Source organism: Halomicrococcus gelatinilyticus (genome assembly GCA_024227995.1).
Classification (GTDB): Archaea; Halobacteriota; Halobacteria; order Halobacteriales; family Haladaptataceae; genus Halomicrococcus; species Halomicrococcus gelatinilyticus.
The window spans coordinates 1,410,382-1,424,497 of sequence record CP100465.1; the positions used below are offsets into that span (position 1 = coordinate 1,410,382).

At 69.4% G+C, this 14,116-nt stretch carries 18 protein-coding genes; 16 read left to right on the forward strand and 2 right to left on the reverse strand.

Features of this window, described 5'->3' with window-relative positions:
* Positions 1-12: 12 nt before the first annotated feature.
* Positions 13-288, reverse strand: coding sequence for a hypothetical protein (locus NKT36_RS07530; protein WP_327053342.1), 276 nt, complete (start codon positions 286-288; stop codon positions 13-15).
* Between the two features lie 134 nt (positions 289-422).
* On the reverse strand, positions 423-1,355 hold the full coding sequence (locus NKT36_RS07535) for a winged helix-turn-helix domain-containing protein (protein WP_327053343.1): 933 nt from the start codon (positions 1,353-1,355) through the stop codon (positions 423-425).
* A gap of 314 nt (positions 1,356-1,669) precedes the next feature.
* On the opposite strand from NKT36_RS07535, the gene NKT36_RS07540 reads away from it, so the two are divergent.
* The 16 genes from NKT36_RS07540 to NKT36_RS07615 all read left to right on the forward strand — a co-directional run bounded on the left by NKT36_RS07540 (position 1,670) and on the right by NKT36_RS07615 (position 14,019).
* Positions 1,670-2,902 carry a translation initiation factor IF-2 subunit gamma gene (locus NKT36_RS07540; RefSeq protein ID WP_327053344.1) on the forward strand — a complete coding sequence of 411 codons (1,233 nt, stop codon included), beginning with the start codon at positions 1,670-1,672 and terminating at the stop codon, positions 2,900-2,902.
* Positions 2,903-2,920: 18 nt separating this feature from the next.
* Entirely contained in the window at positions 2,921-3,280 is a 360-nt protein-coding gene (locus NKT36_RS07545; protein WP_407652210.1) for a DUF188 domain-containing protein, read from the forward strand.
* A gap of 1 nt (position 3,281) precedes the next feature.
* Positions 3,282-3,854, forward strand: a complete 573-nt coding sequence (locus NKT36_RS07550) for a DNA-directed RNA polymerase (protein ID WP_327053346.1) — start codon at positions 3,282-3,284, stop codon at positions 3,852-3,854.
* 2 nt (positions 3,855-3,856) lie between these two features.
* Entirely contained in the window at positions 3,857-4,054 is a 198-nt protein-coding gene (spt4, locus tag NKT36_RS07555; RefSeq protein WP_327053347.1) for a transcription elongation factor subunit Spt4, read from the forward strand.
* Positions 4,055-4,100: 46 nt separating this feature from the next.
* Positions 4,101-4,607, forward strand: coding sequence for a GTP-dependent dephospho-CoA kinase family protein (locus tag NKT36_RS07560; RefSeq protein WP_327053373.1), 507 nt, complete (start codon positions 4,101-4,103; stop codon positions 4,605-4,607).
* 135 nt (positions 4,608-4,742) lie between these two features.
* Complete coding sequence (locus NKT36_RS07565; protein WP_327053348.1) at positions 4,743-5,396, forward strand: DUF7504 family protein; 654 nt, start codon at positions 4,743-4,745, stop codon at positions 5,394-5,396.
* A gap of 145 nt (positions 5,397-5,541) precedes the next feature.
* Positions 5,542-5,865, forward strand: a complete 324-nt coding sequence (locus tag NKT36_RS07570; protein ID WP_327053349.1) for a 30S ribosomal protein S24e — start codon at positions 5,542-5,544, stop codon at positions 5,863-5,865.
* Positions 5,865-5,999: a 30S ribosomal protein S27ae gene (locus NKT36_RS07575; protein WP_327053350.1), complete on the forward strand. Its 135-nt coding sequence runs from the start codon at positions 5,865-5,867 to the stop codon at positions 5,997-5,999. Before NKT36_RS07570 ends, NKT36_RS07575 begins: the two co-directional genes overlap by 1 nt.
* Complete coding sequence (locus NKT36_RS07580) at positions 6,000-7,622, forward strand: bifunctional N(6)-L-threonylcarbamoyladenine synthase/serine/threonine protein kinase (protein WP_327053351.1); 1,623 nt, start codon at positions 6,000-6,002, stop codon at positions 7,620-7,622. It abuts the gene before it with no gap.
* Between the two features lie 44 nt (positions 7,623-7,666).
* The gene (locus NKT36_RS07585) at positions 7,667-9,103 is read left to right on the forward strand and encodes a class I adenylate-forming enzyme family protein (RefSeq protein WP_327053352.1); all 1,437 of its coding nucleotides are present in this window, start codon (positions 7,667-7,669) and stop codon (positions 9,101-9,103) included.
* Positions 9,104-9,125: 22 nt separating this feature from the next.
* Positions 9,126-9,380, forward strand: coding sequence for a hypothetical protein (locus NKT36_RS07590; RefSeq protein ID WP_327053353.1), 255 nt, complete (start codon positions 9,126-9,128; stop codon positions 9,378-9,380).
* A 99-nt stretch (positions 9,381-9,479) separates the two neighbouring features.
* Positions 9,480-9,848, forward strand: coding sequence for a hypothetical protein (locus NKT36_RS07595; protein ID WP_327053354.1), 369 nt, complete (start codon positions 9,480-9,482; stop codon positions 9,846-9,848).
* A 68-nt stretch (positions 9,849-9,916) separates the two neighbouring features.
* Entirely contained in the window at positions 9,917-10,606 is a 690-nt protein-coding gene (locus tag NKT36_RS07600; RefSeq protein WP_327053355.1) for a type 1 glutamine amidotransferase, read from the forward strand.
* A gap of 116 nt (positions 10,607-10,722) precedes the next feature.
* Entirely contained in the window at positions 10,723-11,151 is a 429-nt protein-coding gene (locus NKT36_RS07605; protein WP_327053356.1) for a DUF7344 domain-containing protein, read from the forward strand.
* 199 nt (positions 11,152-11,350) lie between these two features.
* Positions 11,351-12,514, forward strand: coding sequence for an acyl-CoA dehydrogenase family protein (locus NKT36_RS07610; RefSeq protein ID WP_327053357.1), 1,164 nt, complete (start codon positions 11,351-11,353; stop codon positions 12,512-12,514).
* Positions 12,515-13,050: 536 nt separating this feature from the next.
* Positions 13,051-14,019: a phosphotransferase family protein gene (locus tag NKT36_RS07615; protein ID WP_327053358.1), complete on the forward strand. Its 969-nt coding sequence runs from the start codon at positions 13,051-13,053 to the stop codon at positions 14,017-14,019.
* Positions 14,020-14,116 lie beyond the last annotated feature (97 nt).

Below are 14,116 nucleotides of genomic sequence, written 5' to 3' on the forward strand. Positions count from 1 at the left end.
TCGTCGTTCGTCTCAGCGACCGAGTGCAACGAACAGCGTGGCGACGACGCGGACGACGGCGAACGGAGCGACGACGACGCCAGCGACGCCGATCGCCCACGCGCCGAGGATGACGGCGACGTCGAGCGGGATGGCCGCGACGACGGCGACGAGTTCGCCGACGACGACGACCGTGCCGACGAGCAGCAGTGCGGCCAGCACGGCCGCGAGCGCGATACGGAGCGGAAACGCGTGGTCCGTTACCGGCGTCGGCCGCGTCCGGTCGGACCGGATCGGTTCGAAGTTCATGGTGGCTCTCCTCGTCTGAACGGAGGGCCGCCACCCCGTTAAGTGTTAGCTGAAGAACATTTGTGTTGGACGAGATACCGGAATCGATTCTGGTGAACTGGATGTCACGTCGACGCTGGTGGACTCGACGGTTCTCACGTCGACGGTTCGGCGGTCGCGTCCGCCGCTGCCGTCCCGGCGACGCGCTCGGTGTCGAGCACTGCCAGGTCGCCGTCGAGGGTCACCCGCAGTCGCTCGTCGTCGAGCGGGATGGTCACCTGGATCTTCCACGGGTCCTCCGAGAGGACGGTCGTGAACTCGTCGCTGACGCACCAGCCGAGCGCCCAGTACGGCTTCGTGCAGAGGTCGACGCCGTGGTCGCGGTGGAAGGTGACGACCTCGGACTCGTCGAGCAGCGAGAGGCCGACGGCGGAGTAGAGCTGGTGGTGGCACTGCTGGCAGCGGTGGTCGACGCGCACCTGCAGTTCGAGCAGGTCCTCCGCGTCGTGGGTGATGGTCGTGTCCATCTTCCCGTTGCACTCGTGGCAGACGCCGTCCGCCGCGAGGCAGTGGAGGTGGCGCACGCGCTGGTTGAACGCCTCCATCACCTCGTCGTCGGTCCGGTCGTTGAGTCCGCCCGGCGGGAACGGGTAGCGGCCGTGGGACTTGCCACAGTCGAGGCACTCCACGCCGAGCGTCTCGTCGCGGTAGCTTGCGCGGAGCGTCGCTCCGCAGGCGGTGCACTCCTCGTCCAGGTCGATGGGGTCGACGTGCGGCCGCTGGTTGAACGACCCGGCGAGGACGGCCTGGACCACGTTCTTGCCGGCCTGCCGGAAGTCGTAGCCCGCGTCCGTCTGGACGACGAAGTGGTCGGTCAACTGCTGGAGGTGGTAGTTGAACTGCGCGCTGTCGCGCATGTCCACCTCGCGACGGAGGTCCGAGAAGCTGACCGGCCGCTCGGGTGCCTGCCAGAGGGCCTCGAGGATGGCCAGTCTCGTCTCGTTGGCCACGACCGAGAACGCCTCGGCCGGGGCCAGACAGTCCTCGCAGTCGTTGATGCTCGCGTTCGGCCCGCTGGTCTCGCTCATGTCCGAATGTCAGCACCTCGACCAGCTAAAGCGTTCGCTTAAGCGCGGTTTGGTAGGACGTTTGTCACGTTTGCCGCTCACCGCCGCGTACCGCGTCACCGCCGTCTGTAGCGCCACCGCCGTCTGCAGCGCCACCGCGGTGAGACGGAAGTGGATCGGCGCATGATCCGGACTGATACTCGTCCGGGCGCGACCAGCGCTCGATGCGGCGACTGCCGGGAGAAGAATGCGGTGGGAACCGTCCCGAACGAGAACAGCAACTTTATCAGTCGTTCGGAGCGAATCTACACCAAATTACTCTCAGGAGGTCAACGTTGACTGAAAAACACAATCAACCGGAGGTGAACATCGGACTCGTCGGCCACGTCGACCACGGAAAGACGACGCTGGTCCAGGCGCTGTCTGGCGAGTGGACCGACCAGCACTCCGAGGAGATGAAGCGTGGTATCTCTATCCGTCTCGGCTACGCCGACGCGACGTTCCGACGCTGTCCCGACCAGGACGAGCCGGAATGCTACACCGTCGAGGACTCGTGTCCCGACGGCGGCGACAGCGAGCCGATTCGAACGGTGTCGTTCGTGGACGCGCCCGGCCACGAGACGCTGATGGCGACGATGCTGTCCGGTGCGGCCATCATGGACGGCGCGGTGCTCGTCGTGAGCGCCAACGAGCCGGTGCCCCAGGCACAGACCGAGGAGCACCTGATGGCGCTCGACATCATCGGCATCGACAACATCGTCGTCGCCCAGAACAAGATCGACCTGGTCGACCGCGACCAGGCCGAGCGCAACTACGAGCAGATCAAGGAGTTCGTCGAGGGGACCGTCGCGGAGGACGCGCCCATCGTCCCGATCAGCGCCCAGCAGGAGGTCAACGTCGACCTCCTCATCCAGGCGGTCGAGGAGGAGATCCCGACGCCGGACCGCGACCCCGACGCCGACCCGCAGATGTACGTCGCGCGGAGCTTCGACATCAACCGGCCAGGCACGACGTGGGACGGCCTCGTCGGCGGCGTCCTCGGTGGCAGCCTCGTCCAGGGCGAACTCACCGCGGACGACGAACTCCAGCTTCGACCCGGGCGCGAGGTCGAGGAGGGCGGCCAGACCGAGTGGGAACCCATCGAGACCGACGTGCGCTCGCTTCAGGCGGGCGGCGAGACGGTCGACGAGGTCACGCCGGGCGGTCTGCTCGGCGTCGGCACTGGCCTCGACCCGAGCCTGACGAAGGGCGACGCGCTCGCCGGCCAGGTCGCCGGGACGCCCGGAACGCTCCCGCCGACGTGGCGGCAGTTCACGATGGAGGTCGACCTGCTCGACCGCCTCGTCGGCCTCGACGACGAGGACGTCGACGAGATATCCACGGGCGAACCGCTGATGCTGACCGTCGGCACGGCGACGACCGTGGGGTCGGTCACCAGCGCGCGACAGGGCGAGTGCGAGGTCGCGCTCAAGCGGCCCGTCTGCGCACCGGAAGGCGCGAAGATCGCCATCAACCGGCGCGTCGGCGCGCGCTGGCGGCTCATCGGCATCGGCACGCTCAAAGAGTAGATGGTCCGGACAGTCGCCATGGACACCAGCGCGCTCATGATGCCGGTCGAGAGCGGCGTCCGGGTGTTCGACGAACTCGACCGCGTCGTCGGCGAGTACGAGTGCGTCGTCCCCCGGGCCGTCGTCGACGAACTCGGCAAGCTCTCGCAGGGCGGTGGCGCGGAAGCCACCGCGGCGAGCGTGGGCGCTGACCTGGCGACGCGATGCCGGACCGTCGACCACGAGGAATCGTACGCCGACGACGCGATCGTCGAACTCGGTCCCGAGTTCGACCTCGTCGTCACGAACGACGCACCCCTCCGCGAACGCCTGCTCGACGCTGGCGTACCGGTAATCCATATAAGGGGTCGGAACAAACTGGCAATCACTCAACCATAGCATGTACAAACGGGTTAGACTGAAAGATACGGTCGAGGTACCGCCCCAGTTCCTGGCGGACGTCACGCCGGGACTGGTGCAGCGACTCCTCCAGGACAAACTGGAAGGCAGGATGGACGAGGACGTGGGGAGCGTCGTCAGCGTCACCGAGGTCCACGACATCGGCGAGGGCGCAGTGCTCCCGAACCGTCCCGGCGTCTACTACGAGGCGGAGTTCGACGCGGTCACGTTCGACCCCAAGATGCAGGAGGTCGTCGACGGGGAGGTCGTCGAGGTCGTCAACTTCGGCGCATTCGTCGGCATCGGCCCGGTGGACGGCCTGCTGCACGTCTCCCAGATCTCGGACGAGTACCTCGCGTTCGACGAGGAGAACCAGCAGCTCGCCTCCCGGGAGTCGAACCGCACCCTCGGCGTCGGCGACAGCGTCCGGGCGCGCATCGTCACCAAGAGCATCGACGAGCGCAACCCGCGCGAGAGCAAGATCGGTCTCACGGCCAAGCAGGTGGGGCTCGGCAAACACGGCTGGCTGAAAGAGGACCGCGAGAAACGCCAGGCGACCACCGAAGGTGAGTGAGTATGGCCGGTGACCGTCTCGCGTGCCGGGAGTGCCACGCCGTCGTCGACCCCGACGAGGAAGTGTGCACCATCTGTGGCTCGTCCAGCCTCACCGAGGACTGGAGCGGCTACGTCGTCATCGAGCACCCCGAGGAGAGCGATATCGCCGACGAGATGGAAGTGGACACGGCGGGCAGCTACGCACTGAAGGTCCGGTAGCGTGACCGGGGAGGAAGACGACGTCGTCGTCACGCTCCCGACCGCGATGCGCGGGGAGCTGAAGGAGCCGCTCGGCCCTGTTTTCACCGACGCCGAGCGACTGCTCGACGTCGCGGGCAGCCCGCTCGTCGCGGTCGGGGACGTGGTCACGTACCACCTCGAGGAAGCCGGCGTGACGCCGGACGTGGCGCTCGTCGACGGGTTGACGAAGCGCGAGACGGTCGACGAGGAGATACAGGCCGCCGTCAGCGACGACGTGCGGCGCGTCACCGTCACGAACCCGGCCGGGACGCTCACCGCGGACCTGCTCGACGCGCTCGTCGAAGCAATCGACGCGCCGGAGGAGACCGTCCTCGTCGTCGAGGGCGAGGAGGACCTCGCGGCGCTGCCGGCGGTGGTGGCCGCGCCCGACGGCGCTAGCGTCGTCTACGGCCAGCCGAACGAGGGGATGGTCCACGTGGCCGTCGACGACGACGTCCGGGCGGAGGCGCGCGACCTGCTCGAGCGGATGGACGGCGACGTCGACCGCCTCGACGCACTGGACCGGACGTGACGGCGTCCGGGGACGAACGGGCTGACCGTCGTGGCGCTCCTCGACGCCGCTGAGCCACGGGGGATACGACCGCGAGTAAATACCTGTATCCGAACTAGAAAAATTTATGTCGGGCTGGATGCCGTCCTTTGGGTAATGGGCGACCCGAGCGTCGAGGCGGAGTTCACGCGGACCCTCCAGCGTCTGAAGCGGCGGGGCTGCAACCTGCTGCTCGTCGGGGGCGTCTCCGACGGCGTGTTGACGGCGGCCAGCCGGAAGCTGCTCGGCGACGCGAGCGAGCGTCGCTACCGGCTGGTGGTGCTCGCGGGGATGGCGCGCGCTGACGGCAGTCGTCTCCCGGGTGACGACGCGGAAGGCGCAGCCCGGGTCGTCACGCACGGGACGCAGCCGCGCGGAGCCGACGACGTCACGGCCGACCTCGCGAAGCGCCACGTCGACGACGACATCGGCGAGCTCGGGTCCGCCATCTCCGAGACGATAACCACGTTCGGGGACGAGGGCGACGGGTTGAATCCGGGCGAGTTGCGCGTCTGCCTGGACTCGCTCGACTCCCTGCTGTCGCGGTACGACGGGCCGGTCGTCCGGCAGTTCCTCGGCATCGTGACCGGTCAGATCCGCGGCGCGAACGGGATGGGCCACGTCGTGCTCCCCTACGACTACGAGCACGAGACGGTCCAGGAGTTCGCGCCGCTGTTCGACGCCGTCATCGAGTACCGCGTCGACGGCGGCGGCCAGGAGCGGTGGCACTTCACCCGGCGCGACCTGCAGTCGCCGTGGCTTCCCGTCTAGATTTCCGGGACCGGTACGAGAAAGCTTCACACCGTCGCGAGGTAGCGCGAAGCACGCCAGTGCGTCCGTCTCGCCGGCAGAATCGACCACTTCGAAATCCTTTTACACGCTTCGGGGAGAAACACAGTACAACTGAGTGTTACACATGGAAGTCGAAATCCTCTCACAGGAGCAAAACCCCATGCTCCACCGGACCGAAGTGCGGTTCCAGATCGTCCACGACGACGCCACGCCCTCGCGCCTGTCGGTGCGCGACAGCCTCGCCGCCAAGCTCGACAAGGACGCCGACGAGGTCGTCGTCCACGAGATGAACACGAAGTTCGGGATGCGCAAGACCGTCGGCTACGCGAAGGTGTACGACAGCCCCGAGCACGCGCGCGACGTCGAGCAGGACCACATGCTGGACCGCAACAAGATCACTGCCGAGACCGAGGCCGAGGGCGAGACCGAAGCCGAGGAGGCCGAATAATGGCGCGCTACGAACTCTACGGCGACGACGGCTCGACCGAGAGCGAGCAGTGCCCGCGCTGTGGGGACACGTTCCTCGCGGACCACGGCGACCGCCTCCACTGCGGCAAGTGCGGTTACACCGAGTGGAAGTAGATGCGAATCCTCGGCGTCGAGGGCACCGCGTGGGCGGCCAGTGCGGCCGTCCACGACACCGAAACTGAGTCGACTTTTATCGAGACCGACGCCTACCAGCCGGACAGCGGCGGCATCCACCCGCGCGAGGCCGCCGAGCACATGGGCGACGCCATCCCCGCCGTCATCGAAACAGCGCTCGACGAAGCGGACGGTCCCATCGACGCCGTCGCCTTCTCGCGCGGTCCAGGGCTCGGCCCCTGCCTGCGCATCGTCGGGACGGCGGCGCGGTCGCTGGCCCAGACGCTCGACGTCCCGCTCGTCGGCGTCAACCACATGGTCGCCCACCTCGAGATCGGTCGCCAGCGGTCGGGCTTCGACTCGCCGGTCTGCCTGAACGCCAGCGGCGCGAACGCCCACGTGCTGGGCTATCGCAACGGCCGCTACCGAGTGCTCGGCGAAACGATGGACACCGGCGTCGGCAACGCCATCGACAAGTTCACCCGCCACGTCGGCTGGACCCACCCCGGCGGGCCGAAGGTCGAGGCGGCCGCGAAAGAGGGCGAGTACGTCGACCTCCCGTACGTCGTCAAGGGGATGGACTTCTCCTTCTCCGGCATCATGAGCGCCGCCAAGGCGGCGTCCGACGACGGCACACCCGTCGAGGACGTCTGCCGCGGCCTGGAGGAGAACGTCTTCGCCATGCTGACGGAGGTGGCCGAGCGCGCGCTCTCGCTGACCGACCGGGACGAACTCGTCCTCGGCGGCGGCGTCGGACAGAACGAGCGCCTCCGGTCGATGCTCGCGGAGATGTGCGAGCAGCGCGGCGCGGACTTCTTCGCGCCGGAACCGCGCTTCCTGCGCGACAACGCGGGGATGGTCGCCGTCCTCGGCGCGGAGATGCTGCGGGCGGGCGACACGCTCGCCGTCGGGGAGTCGGCCGTCGACCCCGACTTCCGCCCGGACCAGGTCTCGGTCACCTGGCGGGACGACGCGGACGGGACGGCGGACGACCCGGACCGCGCTGACGCGACGCCGGACGCCGAGGAAGAAGTAACGGGCGCAGAGGCGACGGTCACCGTCGGCACCGAGCGCGTCGTGAAGCGCCGCCTGCCGAAGTCCTACCGGCACCCCGAACTGGACGAGCGTCTGCGCCGCGACCGGACGGTGCTGGAGGCGCGCCTGACGAGCGACGCGCGCCGCGCCGGCGTGCCGACGCCGGTCGTCTACGACGTCGACCCCGTCGAGGGCGTCATCGAGTTCGAGCGCGTGGGCGACGCCGACCTGCGGGACGGCCTGACCGCCGACCGGGTGCGCGACGTGGGCCGCCACCTCGCCGCGATGCACGCGGCCGGCCTGGTCCACGGCGACCCGACGACCCGGAACGTGCGCGTCGACGGCGACCTGACCTACCTCATCGACTTCGGCCTCGGCTACTACACCGACGACGTCGAGGACTACGCCATGGACCTGCACGTCTTCGACCAGAGCCTGGCCGGAACGGCCGACGACGCGGACCGCCTCCGGACGGCGTTCGAGGCGGCGTACGCCGAGGGCGAGGCGGCCGCCGGGGGCATCGGGACCGCCGACGTCACCGTCCTCGACCAGTTGCGCGAGGTCGAAGGACGCGGCCGGTACCAGTAGTGCAGGGCCTGAACGCCTAACCGCCGGGGCGTCGAAGGAGAGCCATGTCGCTGTCCGCCACGCGGTTGGGCGACCTCTGGGGGGACCGGACGGCGCTGGTCGACGAGCGGGCCGACGAGCGCGTCACGTACGCGGAACTGGCCGCGCACGCCAGGGACGCTGCCGGGCGACTCGCCGCACTCGGCGTCGAGTCCGGCGACGCCGTCGCGGTCGTCTCGCGCAACCGCGTCGAGTGCCTCGTCGTCCTGTTCGCGGCGCGTCGCCTCGGCGCGTCGTTCGCCCCCGTCTCGCACCGCCTGACGCCCGCGACCGTCACGGACCCGGTCGAGCGCATCGACCCCGCGGTCGTGCTCCACGAGGTGGCCCAGCGCGACCTCGTCCGCGGATTCGACGACACCTGTTCGTTCGAGGCGTTCCGCCACCGCGAGCGCGCCGACCACGACCCGTCGCCGCCCGCTCCAGGGGAGACGCTGGTGTCGCTCGTCGTCGACGGCGAGGAGCGGCGCGTCCTCGACCTGTCGCGGCGCGCCGTCGAACGCAACTGCGCCACGTCGGCGGCGGGGTGGGGACTGGGTCGACGGGACCGCGCGCTGACCCTGCTGCCGCTGTCCGACGCCGACGGCCTGTTGCGGTTCGTCTGCCCGCTGCTTTCGGTCGGCGGCAGCGTCGTCCTCCTGCGCGCGTTCGACCCGGCGGACGCGCTGGCGGCCGTCGAGCGCCGCGGCGTCACCTGCGCGACGGCGGGCGTGACGGAGTTCCGCGAACTTGCCGGCGAAGAGCACCGCGACGACCCGGACCTGTCGTCGGTGTCGTGGCTGGCGACGCGGACGCGGGTCGCGCCCGCCATCCGAGAGGCGTTCCCGGTGCCGCTCGTGCGCGCCTACGGCCGTCCGGCGGCCGGCGTCGACCTCCTCCGCGGGACGCCCGACGAACCGGAGACGGCGAGTCGGCCGTTCCCCGGCGTCGAACTGCGACTCGACGGGGGACAGGCGACGCCGGAGAGCGACGTCGGTGAACTGCTCGCGCGTCCGCCGGACGTCGAAGTGCCGGCGGACGCGTCCGGCGACGGCGAGGGCGTGGAGCAGTGGGTCGCGACGGGCGACCTGTTCCGGCGCGCGGACGGGCGCTACGAGCGCGTGGGGCGGGTCGACGAGCGGTTCGAGTACGAGGGGCGTTCCGTCCATCCCCGGACCGTGGAGGCCGTCCTGGAAGCCGCTCCGGGCGTCCTCGCTGCGGGCGTCTTCCCCGGCGACGACGGCGCGCCGCGGGCGGTCGTCGTGGGGGACGTCGCGGCCGACGAGGACACCACGGCCGACGACGAGGTGGCGACCGACGCGGTCCGCGAGTTCGCCGTCGAGCGACTCGCGGCCCACGAGGTCCCGCAGGCGGTGGAGGTCGGCGGCGCGCTCCCACGGCGGCCGACGGGCGACCTCGACCGGGCGGCGCTCCGGGAGCGGTTCGGCGGGGATAAAGATACTTAGGAAGACGTTTGCAGTAATATGTATGCCGATTTCCGACGAACCGATCGGCGCGCTTTCTGACGAACGAGCCGGCACGCTCACGATCGCGCTCGGCGTCCTGCTGCTCCTGAGCTCGCTCTACGTCGACCACCTTGCGCTCGGCGAACCGACGTACCGGTACGAGCGCGTGCAGGTGACCTACGTCGACGGCGAGGTGGAGTACAGGTCGCCCGGCGAGGACCCGTTTTTCCCCCTGCTAGAGGTCGCGGACGTCGCCTGCCTCCCCGGGAGTTCGTGAGCGTGTCAGTTCGAGCAGTTCCTCCTGGACGACGAGAACGCGACCGTATCGACGGACACGACGGGGCCGTCCCTGCGGGCCTACACGGACTACGAGTACGTGTACGTCCACCGGAACGACGAGGGGCAGTTCTACCGGCCCGACACGGTCGGCGACGACGAGAGCACGTGGCGGCTGACGCTCGAACCGGTGCCGGCGGAGAAGGCGCTCTCGGAAGCGGCGACGTTCTACGCGGAGGCACCCAGACCGGTCCGGCGCGCCGTCCTCACCGGGAACGTGACGACGCACCACGAGATAGCCGCGGCGAACGAACTGTTCGAGAAGGACGGCAACTACTACGTCCTGCACGAGGTCGGGTCGAGCGGCCCGGCGCGCGTCGAATGGCTGTTCCAGTACGTGCTCGTCGCCGGCGGCGTCGTGGTCGGGCTCCTGCTCGTCCTGCGCGGCCAGCGCCGCCGGGTGACGTAGCGCGGCGAGAAGCGGCGAAACTCCCGGGAGCGAAACCCACTTGGGCCGGGGCCCACTCCGTCGAATCGATGAGTCGACCGCGCATCGCCCTGCTGAACGCTGCACACGACGGCGAGGACACGCGACGCAACTTCCGCCGTGAGCTCGACGCGGACCTCGTCGAGTTCGACGCGACCGGCGGCCACCTGCCCGAGCACTTCGCGTTCGACGGCGCAGTCGTCACCGGGTCCCGCTCGTCGGTCTACTGGGAGGAAGAGTGGATACCGCCGCTGAAGGAGTGGGCGAGCGAGGCCGCCGAGCGGGGACTACCGATGCTGGGGGTCTGCTACGGCCACCAGCTGCTCGCGGACGTGCTCGGCGGCGAGGTCCGCGACATGGGCGAGTACGAGATCGGCTACCGCGAGGTGACCCATTCGGGCGACTCGCTGCTGTTCGACGGCGTCGACGAGCGGTTCGTCGCCTTCACCACCCACTCCGACGCGGTGGCGGAGCTCCCGCCCGGCGCGGAGCCCATCGCGGAGAACGACTACGGCAACCACGGCTTCCGGAAGGGCGACGTGTTCGGCGTCCAGTTCCACCCGGAGTACGACGTGGCGACCGCCGAGTCGGTGACGCGGGGGAAGGACCTGCCCGACGACCGCCTGCAGCGTGTCCTCGACGGCATCACCGAGGAGAACTACGCCGCGGCCTGCGAGGCGAAGCTCGTCTTCGAGAACTTCACCGACCACGTTCGAAACGTCCGGGGCCTGTCAGCCTGACGCCACCGTCGCGCGACCCCGTCGCCTGGTTCTCCGCAGCACGCCGCGGCGAGCGGCATAAAGAGCCTGAATATGTAACCACCAGAGTCACCCCCGGTCACGGCGTCGACCCCAACATGGGAAACAAGTCGACGGACGAGAGGAGTGGCGGCAACGCGACGCAAGGGACGTCGACGCCGCCCGAACCCGACCCTGACGTACCCCCCGTCTCACAGGAGGTGCTGTTCGACGCGCTCGCCTCCCGGCGGAGTCGCTACATCCTCCACTACCTGCGCCGCGAGGAGACGCCGGTGTCGGTCGGCAACCTCGTCGAGGCCGTCGCGGCCTGGGAGACCGACAAGGCCATCGACCTCGTCTCGAACGAACACCTGCAGAACGTCCGCACCTCGCTCCACCACACCCAGCTGCCGAAGCTCGCGATGGCGGGACTGGTCCAGTACGACGAGGACCGCGAACTGGTCGACCGCGGCGTCTACGCCGAGCAGGCGGACGCCTACCTCGACATCGCGGTGTCCCGGGACGACGCAGTGCCGAGCGGCGATTGACCCCGGCCACCCGGTCCGACGTAACCGGGTGGTCCGGCCGTCCCCGGCGGTCCCGCGCGACTCGAACGCGTCCGCGGTCGACGGCGTGACCTGCGCCGCCGCGACGAACCGCGGTGCCAGGACGCACCGCCGCGACCGCGTGCGCCCGCCGTGCTACCGAGTAGGAGTGTTTTTCACGTCCGGCCCCACAGTCGTACCCATGCTGGACTACGTCTCACTCGAGGCCGACCTCGACGAGGAGGAGCGGCTCATCCGGGACACCGCCCGGGAGTTCGTCGAGGAGAACGTCAAACCGGACGTCGGCGAACACTTCGAGGCGGGCACCTTCCCGGCCGAGATCATCCCCGAGATGGGCGAACTCGGGTTCTACGCGCCGAACCTGGAGGGGTACGGCCTGCCGAACGTCAGCGAGACCGCGTACGGCCTGCTCATGCAGGAACTGGAGGCCGCCGACTCCGGCCTGCGCTCGATGGCGAGCGTGCAGGGCGCGCTCGTCATGTACCCCATCCACGCCTACGGCTCCGAGGCGCAGAAGGAGCGCTGGCTGCCCGAGATGGGGACGGGCGAGGCAGTCGGCTGTTTCGGACTGACGGAACCGGAGCACGGCTCGAACCCGTCGGGCATGGAGACGCACGCCGAGAAGGTCGGCGACGAGTACGTCCTCAACGGCTCGAAGACGTGGATCACCAACTCGCCCATCGCCGACGTCGCGGTCGTCTGGGCGCGCGACCGCTCGGCCGAGGACGACCCCGTGCGCGGGTTCCTCGTCGAGACCGACCGCGACGGCGTGACGACGAACGAGATCACGGAGAAGCTCTCGCTTCGGGCGTCCATCACCGGCGAGATCGGCCTCCAGAACGTCACCGTCCCCGAGGAGAACGTCCTGCCGGGCGTCGAGGGCATGAAGGGGCCGCTCTCCTGTCTCACGCAGGCCCGCTACGGCATCGCGTGGGGCGCGGTCGGCGCGGCCCGCGACTGCTTCGAGGTGGCCCGCGAGTACGCCACCGAGCGCGAGCAGTTCGGCGGCCCCATCGGGCGCTTCCAGCTCCAGCAGGAGAAGCTCGCGGAGATGGCGACCCAGATCACGACCGCCCAGCTGCTCGCCCACCGGCTCGCCGAACTCAAGGAGCGCGGGGAGATGCGCCCCCAGCACGTCTCGATGGCCAAGCGCAACAACGTCCGGATGGCTCGCGACCAGGCTCGCGTCGCCCGCGAGATGCTCGGCGGCAACGGCATCACGACCGACTACTCGCCGATGCGCCACATGGCGAACATGGAGACGGTGTACACCTACGAGGGCACCCACGACATCCACACGCTCGTGCTGGGCGAGGATCTGACCGGGATTCCCGCCTACCAGTAGTACCTTTTTACTGCGGGTCCTCCTCGTGCGGCGCTGGCGCGCCGCACTCGTCGAACCGCTTGCAAAAAGCTACGCTAAAAAGGCCGGCGGCTCGCTCCGCTCGCCGCCGGTGAACCGCGCTCACTGCGTTCGCGCGGATGCTGGGGAGGACTCGTGGTTAGTGGCGCCGCATCTAGCAAGCAGCCGTTTCGCGCTGGGGAACACCCTCGTCCTGGCGGACTGAAAGGGCGAGTCCGTTCCGGGACGCAGGACGAAGCAAGGACCGCAGTGCGAGCGAAGCGAGCCACGAGGACCGCAGCGAGTCCCGCGACCGGAACGGACGAGGGCTTTCTACGTGTCCAACCCATTCTACGTGCTCCGAGCAGATGGTCGAGTGACAACAGCAGGTCCAGCAGCCCCGACGTTCCATTTGCCGGATGATTTAAATAGATGGTATCCACATCAACGGGTGTCCATCTTCTCGGCCGGAGCCGCAGCACTGCCACTCGATTCGAACTAGTTCCGGCCGGTCGCCGTCCGTAAACCGGCACGAACACATGAGCACCGAGACGGACGTTCACGACGCACTCGCATCGCATTCGGACGAGTACGAGGTACGGGGCCTGCTCCACGAGGTGCCGCCCCACGCCACCTACGAGGTCGCGCTCGACGGCCAACGCGCGGTCTGCAAGCTGGCGACGAGCGACGAAGGCGATCCGGCCACGGAGGCGCGACTCCTCCAGCACGTCGACCGGACGACGTCGATTCCAGTGCCGCACGTCCTCGCCGTCGGCGACGACCACTTCGTCGCGGCGTGGTCGGACGACGTCCCGGAGGACCCCTGTGACGTCGACGAGTCACGCGCCCGGACGATTGGCGCGGGGCTGGCGCGACTGCACGAGGAGACGGCGTTCGACGCGCCAGGGTTCTTCCGGTCGACGGACGAGGGGGTGGCGTCGAACGACGGACGGGTCACGGACGGACCGGCGCTCGACGCCCGCGAGTCGTGGCCGGCGACGGTCCGGGCGTTCCTCGAAGACCGGCGCGCGTGCCTCGCGGACCACGAACGGGGCCGGACGTACGTCGACGCTGCCGACGACGCGCTGGCGCTGCTCCGCGAGCGGCCGGAACTCCTCGACGGAGCGGGCGACCCCGTCCTCTGCCACGGCAACTACCTGCCGGAGCACGTCGGCGTCTACGACGGCGACGTGACCTGCGTCATCGACTTCGAGCACGCGCTCGCCGGGCCCGCGGAGTACGACTACTGGCGGACCGCACTGCCGCTGCTGGGCAACGAGGACGAGGCCGTCGAGGCGGCGTTCCGCGCGGGATACGAGTCGGTGCGCCCGCTCCCGGACGGCTTCGACGAGCGCGAGGAGGTCTATCGGCTGGTGAACACGGCGTCGTACGTCCGGTCGCTGTTCCTGCAGGGGAACGTCACGGGCGAGGAAGCCGAGCGCCGCGCCGACCGGATGACCGAGTACGTCCGCAAGACCGTCGACGCGCTGCGGGACGGCGCACCGTAGCGGCCGGGAGCAGGTCCACGCTGACGACGGAATGGCCGCTGCCGTCCGGACTGGTGGGCCACGACTTTCTTTGGTCGGCGCGTCGTCGAGAGACCGG